Source organism: Streptomyces sp. NPDC050546 (assembly GCF_044457425.1).
GTDB lineage: Bacteria > Actinomycetota > Actinomycetes > Streptomycetales > Streptomycetaceae > Streptomyces.
The window spans coordinates 1-15,391 of sequence record NZ_JBITGX010000026.1 but is presented as its reverse complement, the minus strand read 5'-3'; the positions used below and the strand labels follow the sequence as shown (position 1 = coordinate 15,391).

Genomic DNA, 15,391 nt, shown 5'->3' with positions numbered 1-15,391 from the left:
ATCCAGGGATATTTTTTGGACAGCCGGCCGTGGCGAACGCCGAAAGCCCCGGCTCGGGGAGCCGGGGCTTTCGGGAAGCGGAGCAGTCGCCGCCGGACGCTCAGACGTCCACGCCGTGCGAGCGGAGGTAGGCCACGGGGTCGATGTCGGAGCCGTAGTCGGGTCCGGTGCGGGCCTCGAAGTGCAGATGCGGGCCGGTGACGTTGCCGGTGGCGCCGGACAGGCCGATCTGCTGGCCGGGCGTGACCTTCTGCCCCACCGAGACGCTGCTGGACGACAGGTGGCCGTACTGGGTGTACGTCCCGTCGTTCATCTTGATCACGACCTGGTTGCCGTAGGAACCGCCCCAGCCGGCCTCGACGACCTCACCCATGCCGACCGAGTGGACGGCCGTGCCGCTGGAGGCGTGGAAGTCGACACCGGTGTGGCTGCCGGAGGACCAGACGGCACCGCCGGACTTGTAGCCGGTGGAGACGTACGAGCCGGAGATCGGGGACACGAAGGTGTTGAGACGCTTGCGCTCGGCCTCGCGGGCGGCGCGCTCCTTGGCCTCGCGGGCCTCCTCGGCCCTCTCCTTGGCCTCCTTGGCCGCCTCGGCTGCCCGCTTGCGGGCGGCCTCCTCGGCCTTCTTCTTGGCGGCGGCCTCTTCGGCCGCCTGCTTCTGGGCGACGGCCTGGGCGTCGATCTTCTGGGCCACGGTGTCGCCCATGGTCACGACCGGGGTGAGGCCCGTCTGCTCGGCGGCGGGCTCCGCGGCGAAGGCCGGGGCGGCCACGGTGCCGACGACGCCGGTGGTGGCGAGAGCCGCGACGCCCGCTGCGTGGGCCGTGCGGCGCTGGATCCTGCTGGGACGACGGTGCTTCCCGGTGGCGCGCGTGAACGCCATGTGGTGGCTGTTCCTTTCCTTCCCTCTCGCCTACCGGGTTAGCTGACGGGTTCGGAGCAGGAAGGTCTCCTACGGACCCCCTCGCGACTCGCGCGGGCGTCCGATTCACCCCAGGGACTGCGGTGGGTCCCCGGCTCCCCTGGCTCGCGCCGTACGGGGACTCGGCGATGACTGTCCGGTGCCGCGGGTGCGGCGCACTGCCTGACGAACAGCCCGGACGACGCTAAGCGGCGCCACTTTCAATTCCCAAACGGATCCCGGCTTTTGTAGCGCATCCCACAGGGCAGACGGGCAACTCCCATCCCAATTCGGGCATAAAGGAGCCCTGGTGCCTTAGAAGACAACCAGGGCCCCTACGCGCGCGGCGCTCGCCTCCCGCTACTCGGCGGCGACCACGGCGACTTCACCGATGCCGAGGGCCTCGACCGGGCCCTTGATCTGCGCCGCGTCTCCGACCAGGACGGTCACCAGACGGTCCACCGGGAAGGCGCTGACGGCCGCCGCGGTGGCCTCCACGGTGCCGGTCGCGGCGAGCTGCCGGTACAGCGCGGCCTGGTAGTCGTCGGGCAGGTGCTGCTCGACCTGGTCCGCCAGCGTGCTCGCGACGGCCGCCGCCGTCTCGTACTTCAGCGGCGCCACGCCGACCAGGTTCTGCACGGCGACGTCCCGCTCGGCGTCGGTCAGCCCTTCGGCGGCGAGGGTACGCAGCACCGTCCAGAGGTCCTGGAGGGCGGGGCCGGTGTTGGGCGTGTCCACGGAGCCGCTGATGGCGAGCATCGCGGCACCGGTCCCGTCCGGGGCGGACCTGAGGACCTGGGCGAACGCCCGCACACCGTAGGTGTATCCCTTCTCCTCGCGCAGGACGCGGTCCAGACGGGAGGTGAGGGTGCCGCCGAGGCAGTACGTGCCGAGCACCTGGGCGGGCCAGACGCGGTCGTGGCGGTCCGAGCCGATCCGGCCGATGAGCAGCTGCGTCTGGACGGCGCCCGGGCGGTCCACGACGATGACCCGGCCCGTGTCGTCGGCGGTCACCGGCGGCACCGGCCGCGGCTCGGCCGAGGAGCCGGTCCAGGCGCCCAGCGTGTCGCCGAGCAGCGCGTCGAGGTCGATGCCGGTGAGGTCGCCGACGACCACGGCGGTGGCGGTCGCCGGGCGGACGTGCTTCTCGTAGTAGGCGCGTACGGCCGCGGAGTCGATCGCGGCGACCGTCTCCTCGCTGCCCTGCCGGGGCCGCGACATGCGCGCGTCCGCCGGGAACAGCTCCTTGGAGAGCTCCTTGGCGGCACGGCGGGCGGGGTTGGCCAGCTCGTGCGGGATCTCGTCGAGGCGGTTGTTGACCAGCCGCTCGACCTCGCTGTCCGCGAACGCGGGCGCCCTGAGGGCGTCGGCGATCAGGTTGAGCCCCTTGGCGAGCCGGGAGGCCGGCACCTCCAGGCTCAGCCGGACGCCCGGGTGGTCGGCGTGCGCGTCGAGGGTGGCGCCGGCGCGCTCCAGCTCGGCGGCGAACTCCTCGGCGGAGTGCTTGTCGGTGCCCTCGGAGAAGGCCCGGGCCATGATCGTGGCCACCCCGTCGAGGCCGGCCGGCTCGGCGTCCAGGGGCGCGTCCAGCAGCACCTCCACGGCGACGACCTGCTGGCCGGGGCGGTGGCAGCGCAGCACGGTGAGGCCGTTGTCGAGCGTGCCGCGCTCGGGGGCCGGGAAGGCCCACGGCTTGGCGTCGCCCGCCTGCGGCTGCGGGTGGAAGTCCATCGTGGCGAGCTCGGTCACTTGGCCGCCTCCTCGTTCTCGTTCGTGGCCGCGGCTGCGGTGCCCTCGGTGCTGTCGGCGTCCTCGCCGGTCTCGTCCGCGACGGGCTCGTAGACGAGCACCGCGCGGTTGTCGGGCCGCAGGCGGGCCTTGGCGACCTCCTGGACCTCCTTGGCCGTCACCGCCAGCACGCGCTGCACGGCGGTCAGGGCGAGCTGCGGGTCGCCGAACAGCACGGCGTACCGGCACAGTTCGTCGGCGCGGCCGGCGACCGTGCCGAGCCGGTCCAGCCACTCGCGCTCCAACTGGGCCTGGGCGCGCTCCATCTCCTCGTCCGTGGGGCCTTCCTCGGCGAACCGGGCGAGCTCCTCGTCGATGGCGGTCTCGATGACCGGCACCTCGACATCACCGGACGTCTTCACGTCCAGCCACCCCAGGGAGGGCGCCCCGGCGAGCCGCAGCAGGCCGAATCCGGCCGCCACGGCCGTACGGTCCCGCCGCACGAGACGGTTGTAGAGACGGGAGGACTCGCCGCCGCCGAGGACGGTGAGGGCCAGGTCGGCCGCGTCGCACGCGCGCGTGCCGTCGTGCGGCAGCCGGTAGGCGGCCATCAGGGCGCGCGCCGGGACCTCCTCCTCGACGACCTCGCGCAGCTGCTCGCCGATGGTCTCCGGCAGCACGCCGTCACGCGGCGCGGGCTTGCCGTCGTGGCCGGCGATGGAGCCGAAGTACTTCTCGATCCAGACCAGGGTCTGCTCCGGGTCGATGTCGCCGACCACGGAGAGCACGGCGTTGTTCGGCGCGTAGTAGGTCCGGAAGAACGCCCGCGCGTCCTCCAGGGTCGCCGCGTCCAGGTCGGCCATCGAGCCGATCGGGGTGTGGTGGTAGGGGTGGCCCTCCGGGTAGGCGAGGGCGGTCAGCTTCTCGAAGGCGGTGCCATAGGGCACGTTGTCGTAGCGCTGGCGGCGCTCGTTCTTGACGACGTCCCGCTGGTTCTCCATCGACTCGTCGTCGAGCGCGGACAGCAGGGAGCCCATCCGGTCGGCCTCCAGCCAGAGGGCGAGCTCCAGCTGGTGGGCGGGCATGGTCTCGAAGTAGTTGGTGCGCTCGAAGCTGGTCGTGCCGTTCAGCGAGCCGCCCGCGCCCTGGACGAACTCGAAGTGGCCGTTGCCCTTCACCTGCGCGGAACCCTGGAACATCAGATGCTCGAAAAGGTGAGCCAGGCCGGTACGCCCCTTGACTTCGTGGCGCGAGCCGACGTCGTACCAGAGGCACACCGCCGCGACCGGGGTCAGGTGGTCCTCGGAGAGCACCACGCGCAGGCCGTTGGCCAGGCGGTGCTCGGTCGCTGTCAGGCCCCCGGAGCCTGCCTGGGCTGTGGCCGTGTGACCCATGGGCATGTACGTCCCTTCGATCGCGGTGCGGTCGTTCCGACCGCGGATTCCTGCCGGTCCTGCCACTGTATGCAAGCGTGCGGAACGCTGGTGAAGTTCCCGGGCGCGTACGCGGAGAGCGAGATCGAGTGACCCGCTGTGCCGGGCCGGACGGCGCGGCGGGCGTCAGAGACCGGGTCCTGGTCCCGGTTGTCAGTGCGGCGGTCCACAATGGTCGGCGTCAGATCCGGATCGCAGAGGCAAGGAGCCGGCAGCGATGGCCCGCCGCAGCACGAAGACCCCGCCGCCCGACGACTCGTACGAGGAGAGGATCCTCGACATCGACGTCGTCGACGAGATGCAGGGCTCCTTCCTCGAGTACGCGTACTCGGTCATCTACTCCCGCGCCCTGCCGGACGCACGCGACGGCCTCAAGCCGGTGCACCGCCGCATCGTCTACCAGATGAGCGAGATGGGCCTGCGTCCCGAGCGCGGGTACGTCAAGTGCGCCCGCGTCGTCGGCGAGGTGATGGGCAAGCTGCACCCGCACGGCGACGCGTCGATCTACGACGCCCTCGTGCGCATGGCCCAGCCCTTCTCGATGCGCGTCCCCCTGGTCGACGGCCACGGCAACTTCGGCTCGCTGGGCAACGACGACCCGCCGGCCGCCATGCGGTACACCGAGTGCCGGATGGCCGAGGCGACGAGCCTGATGACGGACTCCATCGACGAGGACACCGTCGACTTCAACCCCAACTACGACGGCCAGGAACAGGAGCCGGTGGCCCTGCCCGCCGCCTTCCCGAACCTCCTGGTCAACGGCGCCTCGGGCATCGCCGTCGGCATGGCCACGAACATGCCGCCGCACAACCTGCGCGAGGTCATCGCGGCCGCCCGCCACCTGATCAGGTATCCGAACGCGGATCTGGACGCGCTGATGAAGCACGTCCCGGGCCCCGACCTGCCCACCGGCGGCCGCATCGTCGGCCTGCCCGGCATCCGGGACGCGTACGAGACGGGCCGCGGCACGTTCAAGATGCGGGCGACCGTCGCCGTGGAGACCGTGACGGCGCGCCGCAAGGGCCTGGTCGTCACGCAGCTGCCCTTCACGGTCGGCCCGGAGAAGGTGATCGCCAAGATCAAGGACCTGGTCGGCTCGAAGAAGCTCCAGGGCATCGCCGACGTCAAGGACCTCACCGACCGCCAGCACGGCCTGCGCCTGGTCATCGAGATCAAGAACGGCTTCGTGCCGGAGGCGGTCCTGGAGCAGCTGTACAAGCTGACGCCGATGGAGGAGTCCTTCGGCATCAACAACGTGGCCCTGGTCGACGGCCAGCCGCTCACGCTGGGCCTCAAGGAGCTCCTGGAGGTCTACCTCGACCACCGCTTCACCGTCGTACGGCGGCGTTCGGAGTTCCGCCGCGGCAAGAAGCGCGACCGACTGCACCTGGTCGAGGGCCTGCTGACGGCCCTGCTGGACATCGACGAGGTCATCCGCCTCATCCGCTCCAGCGAGAACTCCGCGCAGGCGAAGCAGCGCCTGATGGAGCAGTTCTCGCTGAGCGAGGTGCAGACGCAGTACATCCTCGACACACCGCTGCGCCGTCTGACCAAGTTCGACCGCATCGAGCTGGAGACGGAGAAGGACCGGCTCAACGCGGAGATCGAGGAACTGACCCGGATCCTCGACTCGGACGCCGAGCTGCGCAAGCTGGTCTCCTCCGAACTGGCCACCGTCGCCAAGAAGTTCGGCACGGACCGGCGTACGGACCTGCTGGAGGCGGGCGGCACACCGGTCGCGACCGTGCCGCTCCAGGTGGCCGACGACCCGTGCCGGGTGCTGCTGTCCTCGACGGGTCTGCTCGCCCGTACGGCGAACGGCGAGCCGTTCACGGAGGACGCCGGCGCCGAGCGCGTGAAGCACGACGTGATCGTCTCGGCGGTGCCCGGCACCGCCCGTGGCGAGGTGGGCGCGGTCACCTCGGCGGGCCGGCTGCTGCGGCTGAACGTGATCGATCTGCCCCAGCTCCCGGAGTCGATGCCGACGCCGAACCTCGCGGGGGGTGCCCCGCTGGCGGAGTTCGTCTCCCTGGAGGACGACGAGACGGTGGTCTGCCTGACGACCCTCGACGAGTCGTCGCCGGGTCTGGCGATCGGCACGGCGCAGGGCGTGGTCAAGCGTGTGGTGCCGGACTATCCGTCCCACAAGGAAGAGCTCGAGGTGATCACCCTCAAGGAGGGCGACCGGATCGTCGGCGCGGTGGAACTGCGGACCGGCGACGAGGATCTGATCTTCATCTCCGACGACGCCCAGCTGCTGCGTTTCCAGGCCTCGGTGGTCCGTCCCCAGGGCCGCGCGGCGGGCGGCATGGCGGGCATCAAGCTCACGGAGGACGCGAAGGTCATCTCCTTCACGGCGGTGGATCCGGCCGCTGAGGCCGTCGTCTTCACCGTCGCGGGCTCACGCGGCACGCTGGACGACTCCGTCCAGACGACGGCCAAGCTGACCCCGTTCGACCAGTACCCGCGCAAGGGCCGCGCCACGGGCGGCGTCCGCTGCCAGCGGTTCCTGAAGGGCGAGGACTGCCTGTCCCTGGCCTGGGCGGGCCCGGTCCCGGCCCTCGCCGCGCAGAAGAACGGCACTCCGGTCGACCTTCCGGAGATCGACCCGCGGCGGGACGGCTCGGGGGTGTCCCTGGCGAAGACCGTGTGGGTGGTGGCAGGCCCGGTCTAGGCAGACTCCGGCGGGTCCGGACAGCACACCTAGGCAGGCTCCGCGAGATCCTCCTCGGTGCCCGGTACATACCGCAGGACGCCCCACATGCCGTGCTCGTCGGCGTGTGGGGCCTCGCTGCGGCACACATCGAGTTGCTTGTCGAGGGCTGCGGTGTCGATGCCGGAGCCGATGAGGACCAGCTGGGAGAGGCGTTCGTCGCCGGCCGGCCAGGGCTCCGGGTAGAAGCGCAGGAACCGTCCGACGGCGTGCACGGCGTAGCGGTTCCGGACGTCATGGGGGCCGAAGTCGACGTAGCCCTTGATCCGGTACAGCCCCTCGGGGCGGCTGTCGAGGAACTCCATCAGCCGGCGTGGGTCGAGGGGCTCCCGGGAGACGAACGACAGGCTGTCGTACGCGCTGTGCAGATGCCCGGCATGGCCGTCCGCGCCGGTCTCGTGCAGATCGTCGAAGGACAGCTGCCCGACGCGTTCCTCGCTCGGCCGGCAGTCGAAGAGGAACTCGGGGTCGATCCGGCCGTAGGTGGCCGGGACGACGGCCGCGCGGTCGACGAGGGACCGGACCAGCCCGAGGACACCCTCGCAGTCCGCCGCCCGGTCGACTTTGTTGACCACGACGAGGTCGGCCAGCGCGAGATGCCGGTCGATCTCGGGATGCCTGGTCCGGGTGTCGTCGAACTCGGCGGCGTCGACGACCTCGACGAGCCCGCCGTACACGATCCGCGGATCCTCGCTCGCGAGCACCATCCGCACGAGCTCCTGCGGCTCGGCGAGACCGCTGGCCTCGATGACGATGACGTCGATGCCGAGGGAGGGCTCCGTGAGCCGCTCAAGGTAGAGATCCAGTTCGCCGGCGTCGACCGCACAGCACAGGCATCCGTTGCCGAGCGAGACGGTCGAATCGCCGAGCGCGCCCGCGACGGCCATCGCGTCGATCTCGATGGCCCCGAAGTCATTGACGACCGCGCCGATCCGGCTGCCTCCGCTGCGGTGCAGGAGATGATTGAGCAGCGTGGTCTTTCCGGATCCGAGGAATCCGGCCAGCACCACGACCGGGATCTGCCGCGGACTCGGGCTCGGCTGACTCACCGTGCGACCTCTCTCACGCCGACGCGTGCACCGGCTCGCGTTCTCGGCACAGGGACGAAGAATGAATGCCGGACCAGGATACGAGCCGCAGGAATCGCGCCTGAGTGAACGATTGTTAGCAGCACTTGCGGGGCAGACGTTCGGCAAGGCGCCGGATCGTGCGACCCTCGCTTCCCTCCGTGCGCCGCCTCTCCGCCTCCCCGCCGATCAGCGCCGCTCGGCACTCTGGGGAGACGGCAAGCGCCGCCCACTGCTCGCCGGTCCCCTCCAGTCGACCCGCATACCGACGACCGGCGGACGGCCGCCTGACTCGGGGGTTGACATGGCCACACGAAATTTTGGGATACAGGGACTGCGCTCCGCTGCCGCGGCCGGCCTCGGCGTGGTGGCCGGCGCCCTCGTCGCCATGGCGGCACAGAAGCAGGCGATGGACACACTGCACGAACGCCTGGAGCAGCTGGAACAGCACGCCCGCACGCAGCAGCGCTCCAATCTGGCCAGGCAGCAGCGTCAGCACTGGGAGCTGTTGAGCAAGGCGATCGACGACACCGAACTCGCCGAGGTCCTGGACATCTTCGAGAGGCCCGTCACCCCTGAGCGGCGTCGGCAGTACCTCTTCGCCAACGCCCTGTACACCAACCTGCTCTGCTACTACCGCATCGGCAACATGGGCAGGGACGAGTTCGTCAAGCACGTCCGGGGCATCTTCCAGAACCCGATCGTCAGGGAGTACTGGTACGCGACCCAGGGACAGCGCGCGAGCCTCACAGGCACCGAGGAGGCGGAACTCGGCCGGCTCGTCGACGACCTGCTACTACAACTCGACGAAGCGGACACCGATGAGTGGTGGGTGGTCGGTGAGCCTCCCACCGACCCATGAGGAAAGGAGCCGGCCCACACGGCAGTGCCGAGACGGGACAGCTCCTTCACGACGACGACATCACGACGACATCACTAGGCGTCGGGGATGTCCTTCTTCGCCTTGACCAGGGTCTCCCGGGTGATGACGACGATGCGTTCGTAGTCGGCGCGTCCGGCGTCGGCGGGCAGCTGGGCGTCGAGGGAGTCAGTGACATCCGTACCGATGACCGCGAAGTTCCCGTCGGCCAGTTCAAAGATGTCGGGACATGTCCCGCCACCGGTACTGCCTCGATAGCGGGGTGCGACACCAAGGCGGCGGATGATCTGACTCACTGTTGAATTCCCTCTGTTCTCAAGGCACAAGCGCCTGCGCCCGCGGCCGCGCGAGCGGAGGCATCCTCGCAGGCCGGAGCCCTGGCCGCCGCGCGACACGCACACAGTCCGCCCCCACGCCCCAAGGAGGCAAGGCATCTATGCGGCCCTGTTTTATCACCCGCGAGGGTGGAGCCACGCGCGATCCTGGAGAACATCCGCAAGAGTGACGGAAGGCAGCGAAGAATCGATCATCAGCCCGTATAAGGCAGTTGTTGCCGTTTATGCAGTCGGCACGGACACCGGGGCCTCCGGCCCCACATACCGCGCCACCGGCCTGATGATCTTCGTGTCCTCCGCCTGCTCCAGGATGTTGGCACTCCAGCCCACAGCGCGCGCGGCGGCGAAGGTCGGGGTGAACATCTCTCGGGGCAGGTCGCAGAGTTCCATGACCACGCCCGCGTAGTACTCGACGTTGGTGTGGAGCTCACGGCCGGGCTTCAGCTCCGCCAGGATCGCCTCGACGTGACGCTCGACCTCCACGGCGAATTCCACGCGCGGCCCGCCGAACGCCTGGGCGACCTCGCGCAGCATCCGGGACCGCGGGTCCTCCGTGCGGTAGATCGCGTGTCCGAAGCCCATGATGCGATCTCCCGCGAGCACCCGCTGACGCACCCAGGAGTCGATCCGGTCCGGGGTGCCGATCGCGTCCAGGGTGTCCAGGGCGCGGCTGGGCGCACCTCCGTGCAGCGGCCCGGACAGCGCCGCCACCGCACCGGCGAGGCACGCCGCCACGTCCGCGCCGGTTGATGCGATGACCCGGGCCGTAAAGGTTGATGCATTGAATCCGTGATCAATGGTTGAGATCAGGTATTGCTCGATCGCCCGCGCGTGCCGCTCGGTCGGTACCGAACCGGTCAGCATGTAGAGGTAGTTCGCCGCGTACGACAGATCCTCGCGCGGCTCCACGGGCTCGAGCCCTCGCCCCAGCCGGTGCAGCGCGGTGAGCAGCGTGGGTACGGCGGCGGCCGCCTCGAGCGTGTCCCGCAGGCGCTGCTCGGCATCGACGTCGTACACGGGACGGAACCCCTTCGCCGCACCCAGCAGCGACAGTGCCGTACGCATCCCGGCGAGTGGGCCGGAGCGCCCGCCGGCCGCCGCTATGGCCGGCAGAGCGGCTCGCACCTCGTCGGGGAGCCGCCGCAGCGCGGCGGTCTCGGCGGCGAAGGCCGCGCCGCGCCCGGCGTCCGGCAGTTCGCCGTGCACGAGGAGGTGCCAGACGTCCTCGAACCCGCGGGCCCGCGCGAGGTCGACGGCCGAGTACTGCCGGTAGTGGTAGAAGCCCTCGAGACCGCGGACGTCACCGATCCGGGTGTCGGTGACGACGACCCCGGCGAGTCCTCGTGGCACGTCGAGAAGAGTGGCTGCGGACCTGTTGACGGACATGTCTTCCTCCCTGGACTTGATTCGACTGTCCATGATTGACTTGAGTCGTGTCAATATTGATTCAATCAATACATCAGTCAATGGGCCGCTAGGCGGATACGGTGACCCCCATGCGCGATCAAGAACCCGCCACCCGTGACGCGGACAGGCGGCTGAGCACCAAGGAGGCCGCCGAGTTGCTCGGCGTGAAGCCGGAGACCGTGTACGCGTACGTGAGCCGCGGTCAGCTCAGCAGCCGGCGGGTGGCCGGCGGCCGGGGCAGCACCTTCGACGCCGGGGAGGTCGAGGCGCTCGCCCGGCGCAACAGGCGAGAGGGCACGGGCAGTTCCGGATCCGGCGGGGAGCTGTCCGTACGGACCCGCATCACGCTCATCGAGAGCGACCGCTACTACTACCGCGGAGTCGACGCGGTGGACCTGGCCGCACGGCACACCTACGAGGAGGTCGCCGAGTGGCTGTGGACCGGCCGGATGCACCCGGGCGGCACGTTCACCGCGCCCCCCGCCTCCGTCGCCGTGGCCCGTCGCGCCGTCGACGCACTGCCCGAACACGCCGCGCCCACCGATCTGCTGCGCGTCGCCACGATCGCCGCCGCGACCGCCGACCCGCTGCGGTTCGACCTGTCCGAGGAGGCCGTGCTCGGCACGGCGCGCACGCTCATTCCCACGCTCGTCGCCGCTCTGCCACCCGTGAGGCACGACCGCCACGACGAGGGCCCCCTGGCCCACCGCCTGTGGACCCGGCTGACCAGGCGGGACGCCGATGAGGCGTCGCTGCGCGCCCTGGACGCCGCTCTCGCCCTCCTCGTCGACCACGATCTGGCCGCCTCCACGCTCGCGGTGCGTGTCGCCGCGTCGGCCCGTGCCCACGCCTACGCGGCGGTCTCCGCGGGGCTGGGTGTGATCGAGGGCCCGCTGCACGGCGCGGCCAGCGGGCTCGCCCACCGGCTGCTCCTCGACGTCCTCGACCAGGGCGACGCGGCGCCCGTGATCGCGGACGAACTGCGCGCCGGCCGCCGCATCCCGGGACTCGGCCACCGGCTCTACCCCGGTGAGGACCCACGCGCGCGTGCCCTGTTCACCCTCCTGGAACAGATCCCGCGCGCGGAGCCCGCCCTGCTCGCGGCCCGCGACATCGTCGGGACCGCCGCCCGCCACGCCCCGCTGCACGCCAACGTCGACTTGGCGCTCGCCGTGCTCACCGCGTCCTGCGGCATGCCCTCGACCGCGGGCGAGACGATCTTCGCCGTGGGCCGTACGGCGGGCTGGATCGCTCACGCCCTGGAGGAGTACGGCGAACGCCCCCTGCGCATGCGTCCGAGCGGTCTCTACGGGGGTCCGAAGCCGCCTCGGCCACTGCCGGAGTAGGGCAGGGCGGGCCCGGACGCCGCCGAGAACCAACTCAGGTTAGGCTCACCTGTGTGAGTACGTGCACGAGCGTCTCCCGGGACTTCGACGAGCCCGTTTCGGCGACCGCGGCCACCGCGAGGACCTGGCTGTTGCTGGAACAGCCAGGTCCGTGGGGTGCCAAGGCGCTCACCTCGAGCCACCTGGACCCCGCGCTGGGCCGTGCCCTGGAGGCGGCGGCCAAGGACACGGGCGTGCGGATCGCGCTCATCCGCCGCCCCGGGCGCCACGCGGACCGCCGCATGCCCGCCTCGCGCCGGGTGTACGCGGCCCACACCGTTCCGGGACAGGTGTGGCTGCACGGCGCCACGACCCCGGACCCGGAGCAGCTGCTCGATCTCGACTTCGCCGCGCTCGGCCGGGGCGACCACCACACGTTCGACGCGGTGCTCGGCGGCCGGCCCCACGACGGTGATCCGCTCGCCCTCGTCTGCACCAACGGCAAGCGGGACCGCTGCTGCGCCCTCCTGGGCCGGCCTCTGGCGGCCGAGCTCGCCACGTCGGGGGTCGAGGGCGTCTGGGAGGTCACCCATCTGGGTGGTCACCGCTTCTCCCCGACCGTGCTCGTGCTGCCGTACGGATACGCGTACGGCCGGGCCGAGGCCCACACCCTCAAGGAGGTCCTGCACGGCGCCGGGGAGGGGCGGATCGTCGTGGAGGGCTGCCGGGGCAGCTCGGCCTGGGAACGGCCCGGTCAGGCGGCCGAACTCGCCGTGCGCACCGCGACCGGCGAGTATGCCGCGGAGGCGCTGAGCGTCGTACGGACGGCGGGCGCCGCCCCGCGCTGGGAGGTGACCGTCGCCCACACCGACGGGCGCCGCTGGCAGGTCGAGGTGGCCCAGGGCGCGGCTCTGCCGCCCCGTCCGGAGAGTTGCGGGGCGTCCGTCCTCGGTTCGCCCGCGCGGATGGACGTCGTGGCGGTGCGCGAGATGAGGGTGACGACGGCACTCGCGAGCTGACCGGCCGGCCTCCGGGAGGTGCCGTCTCCATCAAGCATTGATGCCACCTCCGCCCGATCCCGCCGTCGCAAGCATTGATCAAGAGATCCACGCCACACCCGTTACGGCAGGTAGGCAGCCGCACGTACCGTCTTGGGTATGAGCCCCACTCCCCCCGCTCGCCGCCTGCGCCTCGGCCTCCCACGGCGGGTGTTCTCGCAGGTGCTGCTGATGCAGGTGGCGATCGCCGCGGGAGTCGCGGTCCTCGCGACCGGGCTGTTCCTCGCGCCTCTGAGCAACCAGCTGGACGACCAGGCGATGCGCCGCGCGCTCGCGATCGCGCAGACGACCGCACAGCAGCCGGACCTCGCACAGGACCTGCGGGACACCCCTCCCTCCCCGACCGGCCCGGTGCAGCAGGAGGCGGAGCGGATCCGCAAGGCCACCCAGGCCGAGTACATCGTGGTGATGGACTGGCGCGGTGTGCGCTGGTCGCACACCGACAAGAAGCAGATCGGCGGCATCGTCTCGACCGACCCCGGCCAGGCCCTGGCCGGCAAGGAGGTCATGGAGATCGACAGCGGCACCCTGGGCCGCTCCGCCCGGGGCAAGGTCCCGCTGCGCGACAGCGACGGCTCCGTCGTCGGCGCCGTCTCGGTCGGCATCGCCTACGACAGCGTCCGGGCCCGGCTGATCCACGCGATCCCGGGACTGTTCGCGTACGCCGGCGGTGCCCTGGCCGTCGGTGCGCTGGCCGCGTGGCTCATCTCCCGGCGGGTCCACAGGCAGACCCGGGACCTGGCCTTCTCCGACATCGCGGCACTCCTGTCGGAGCGCGAGGCGATGCTGCACGGCATCCGGGAGGGCGTCGTCGCCCTGGACCGCACCGGCCGCATCCGTCTCCTCAACGACGAGGCGCAGCGACTGCTGAGCATCGGCGACGCGGCGGTGGGGAGCTCCCCCGACGATGCGCTGGGCGCCGGCCGCACGGCCGATGTACTGGCCGGGCGCGTGACCGGCACGGACCTGCTCACCGTGCGCGGCCAGCGCGTGCTGGTCGCCAACCGCATGCCCACCGACGACGGCGGCGCCGTGGCCACCCTGCGCGACCGCACCGAGCTGGAGCAACTGGGCCGCGAACTCGACTCCACCCGTGGTCTGATCGACGCCCTGCGCGCCCAGGACCACGAGCACGCCAACCGTATGCACACGCTTCTGGGGCTGCTCGAACTGGAGATGTACGACGACGCCGTCGAGTTCGTCGGCGAAGTCGTCGGTGACCACCGGGCCACCGCGGAGCAGGTCACCGAGCGGATCGAAGACCCGCTGCTCGCCGCGCTGCTGGTGGGCAAGGCGACCGTCGCGGCCGAGCGTGGTGTCGCCCTGGGGGTGTCGGACCGCACCCGGCTGCCCGACCGGCTCATCGACCCCCAGGGGCTCGTGACCGTCGTCGGCAACCTGGTGGACAACGCCCTCGACGCCGTGGCGGGCAAGCCGCACGCGCGCGTGGAGGTCGAACTGCGCGCCGAGGGGCGTACGGCGATCCTCCGGGTGCGCGACACGGGCCCGGGCATACCGCCGGAACACCGGGAGTTGATCTTCACCGCCGGATGGTCCACGAAGAAGCCGCCGGCGCACCGCGAGCGGGGTATCGGCCTCTCCCTGGTACGCAGGCTCGCCGAGCGGCAGGGGGGCAGCGCGACGGTCGACGAGGCGTACGGCGGGGGCGCCGAGTTCACCGTCGTCCTGCCCGAAGCGCTCGCCGAGCCGGGCCCCGAACCGGCCCTGACCGTGCCGTCAGCTCCGCAGACCGCCAAGAAGGAGTCGTGATGATCGAGGTCCTGGTCGTGGACGACGACACCAGAGTCGCGCGGGTCAACGCCGCCTACGTCGAGAAGGTGCCCGGCTTCCATGTCGCCGGCGAGGCCCACAGCGCCGCCGAGGCACTGCTCCAGCTGGAGACGCTGCCCCGGCTGGACCTGGTGCTCCTGGACCACTACCTGCCCGACGAGACGGGGTTGCAGGTCGTCCACGAGATGCGGCGGCGCGGCCACCAGACCGACGTGATCATGGTCACGGCGGCCCGGGACGTGTCCACCGTGCAGGCGGCCATGCGGCAGGGCGCACTGCAGTACCTGGTCAAGCCGTTCGCCTTCGCCGGCCTGCGGGCCAAGCTGGAGGCGTACGCGGAGCTGCGCCGCACCCTGGACGGCGGCGGGGAGGCCGAGCAGGCCGAGGTGGACCGTATCTTCGGGGCGCTGTCGACCCCGTCGGAGCCCGATCTGCCCAAAGGGCACTCCCCCACCACCGCCGAGCTGGTCCGTCAGTCCCTGATGCACGCCGACGGGCCCCTGTCGGCCCAGGAGATCGCCGAGCGCACCGGGGTGAGCCGCCAGACCGCCCAGCGCTATCTGAAGCTCCTGGAGCGCACGGGACGGGCCAGACTGACCCTCAAGTACGGGGACGCGGGCCGCCCGGAACACCGTTACGTGTGGGCGACCCGCGCCTAGGTGTATTGACCCGCGGGGTTGTTCACACGGCTGATGGGTGGCTGACCTGCGAGTGCGGTGTGGCAGCGGTGGTGGTTGTAGGCGTGGAGGA

General features: G+C 71.1%; 12 protein-coding genes and 1 riboswitch. Of the genes, 6 read left to right on the top strand and 6 right to left on the bottom strand.

Annotated features, from left to right (window positions below; genetic code table 11):
* Positions 1 to 100: 100 nt before the first annotated feature.
* The 3 genes from ACIBK5_RS40485 to ACIBK5_RS40475 form a co-directional block, all read right to left on the bottom strand.
* Positions 101 to 886: a M23 family metallopeptidase gene (locus ACIBK5_RS40485; protein WP_399027991.1), complete on the bottom strand. Its 786-nt coding sequence runs from the start codon at positions 884 to 886 to the stop codon at positions 101 to 103.
* Between the two features lie 12 nt (positions 887 to 898).
* A riboswitch (cyclic di-AMP (ydaO/yuaA leader) is annotated at positions 899 to 1,063 on the bottom strand.
* Positions 1,064 to 1,264: 201 nt separating this feature from the next.
* Positions 1,265 to 2,653: a M16 family metallopeptidase gene (locus ACIBK5_RS40480; protein ID WP_399027989.1), complete on the bottom strand. Its 1,389-nt coding sequence runs from the start codon at positions 2,651 to 2,653 to the stop codon at positions 1,265 to 1,267.
* Positions 2,650 to 4,032, bottom strand: a complete 1,383-nt coding sequence (locus ACIBK5_RS40475) for a M16 family metallopeptidase (protein WP_399027988.1) — start codon at positions 4,030 to 4,032, stop codon at positions 2,650 to 2,652. The genes ACIBK5_RS40480 and ACIBK5_RS40475 overlap by 4 nt, the downstream gene beginning before the upstream one ends.
* 250 nt (positions 4,033 to 4,282) lie before the next feature.
* Here ACIBK5_RS40475 and ACIBK5_RS40470 point away from each other — a divergent pair, with 250 nt between their 5' ends.
* A complete protein-coding gene (locus tag ACIBK5_RS40470) occupies positions 4,283 to 6,739 on the top strand; it encodes a DNA topoisomerase (ATP-hydrolyzing) subunit A (RefSeq protein WP_399027986.1) in 2,457 nt (818 codons plus the stop codon).
* 29 nt (positions 6,740 to 6,768) lie between these two features.
* Here ACIBK5_RS40470 and ACIBK5_RS40465 read toward each other — a convergent pair whose 3' ends face one another.
* The gene (locus ACIBK5_RS40465) at positions 6,769 to 7,827 is read right to left on the bottom strand and encodes a CobW family GTP-binding protein (protein WP_399027984.1); all 1,059 of its coding nucleotides are present in this window, start codon (positions 7,825 to 7,827) and stop codon (positions 6,769 to 6,771) included.
* Positions 7,828 to 8,149: 322 nt separating this feature from the next.
* Here ACIBK5_RS40465 and ACIBK5_RS40460 point away from each other — a divergent pair, with 322 nt between their 5' ends.
* Positions 8,150 to 8,707, top strand: coding sequence for a DUF6082 family protein (locus ACIBK5_RS40460; protein ID WP_399027982.1), 558 nt, complete (start codon positions 8,150 to 8,152; stop codon positions 8,705 to 8,707).
* Positions 8,708 to 8,781: 74 nt separating this feature from the next.
* On the opposite strand, the gene ACIBK5_RS40455 is transcribed toward ACIBK5_RS40460, so the two are convergent.
* The gene (locus tag ACIBK5_RS40455) at positions 8,782 to 9,021 is read right to left on the bottom strand and encodes a hypothetical protein (RefSeq protein WP_399027980.1); all 240 of its coding nucleotides are present in this window, start codon (positions 9,019 to 9,021) and stop codon (positions 8,782 to 8,784) included.
* A gap of 261 nt (positions 9,022 to 9,282) precedes the next feature.
* The gene (locus tag ACIBK5_RS40450; RefSeq protein ID WP_399027978.1) at positions 9,283 to 10,446 is read right to left on the bottom strand and encodes a citrate synthase/methylcitrate synthase; all 1,164 of its coding nucleotides are present in this window, start codon (positions 10,444 to 10,446) and stop codon (positions 9,283 to 9,285) included.
* A gap of 110 nt (positions 10,447 to 10,556) precedes the next feature.
* On the opposite strand from ACIBK5_RS40450, the gene ACIBK5_RS40445 reads away from it, so the two are divergent.
* The 4 genes from ACIBK5_RS40445 to ACIBK5_RS40430 all read left to right on the top strand — a co-directional run bounded on the left by ACIBK5_RS40445 (position 10,557) and on the right by ACIBK5_RS40430 (position 15,300).
* Positions 10,557 to 11,813, top strand: coding sequence for a citrate synthase (locus ACIBK5_RS40445; RefSeq protein WP_399027976.1), 1,257 nt, complete (start codon positions 10,557 to 10,559; stop codon positions 11,811 to 11,813).
* A gap of 53 nt (positions 11,814 to 11,866) precedes the next feature.
* Positions 11,867 to 12,811, top strand: a complete 945-nt coding sequence (locus tag ACIBK5_RS40440) for a sucrase ferredoxin (RefSeq protein ID WP_399027974.1) — start codon at positions 11,867 to 11,869, stop codon at positions 12,809 to 12,811.
* 138 nt (positions 12,812 to 12,949) lie between these two features.
* Positions 12,950 to 14,620, top strand: a complete 1,671-nt coding sequence (locus tag ACIBK5_RS40435) for an ATP-binding protein (RefSeq protein ID WP_399027972.1) — start codon at positions 12,950 to 12,952, stop codon at positions 14,618 to 14,620.
* Entirely contained in the window at positions 14,620 to 15,300 is a 681-nt protein-coding gene (locus ACIBK5_RS40430; protein ID WP_399027971.1) for a response regulator, read from the top strand. The genes ACIBK5_RS40435 and ACIBK5_RS40430 overlap by 1 nt, the downstream gene beginning before the upstream one ends.
* Positions 15,301 to 15,391 lie beyond the last annotated feature (91 nt).

Bases quoted from the DNA above. Each gene is read 5' to 3' on its own strand.
- ACIBK5_RS40485 (WP_399027991.1), bottom strand. From the start codon at position 886: ATGGCGTTCACGCGCGCCACCGGGAAGCACCGTCGTCCCAGCAGGATC.
- ACIBK5_RS40475 (WP_399027988.1), bottom strand. From the start codon at position 4,032: ATGCCCATGGGTCACACGGCCACAGCCCAGGCAGGCTCCGGGGGCCTG.
- ACIBK5_RS40470 (WP_399027986.1), top strand. From the start codon at position 4,283: ATGGCCCGCCGCAGCACGAAGACCCCGCCGCCCGACGACTCGTACGAG.
- ACIBK5_RS40460 (WP_399027982.1), top strand. From the start codon at position 8,150: ATGGCCACACGAAATTTTGGGATACAGGGACTGCGCTCCGCTGCCGCG.
- ACIBK5_RS40450 (WP_399027978.1), bottom strand. From the start codon at position 10,446: ATGTCCGTCAACAGGTCCGCAGCCACTCTTCTCGACGTGCCACGAGGA.
- ACIBK5_RS40445 (WP_399027976.1), top strand. From the start codon at position 10,557: ATGCGCGATCAAGAACCCGCCACCCGTGACGCGGACAGGCGGCTGAGC.
- ACIBK5_RS40435 (WP_399027972.1), top strand. From the start codon at position 12,950: ATGAGCCCCACTCCCCCCGCTCGCCGCCTGCGCCTCGGCCTCCCACGG.
- ACIBK5_RS40430 (WP_399027971.1), top strand. From the start codon at position 14,620: ATGATCGAGGTCCTGGTCGTGGACGACGACACCAGAGTCGCGCGGGTC.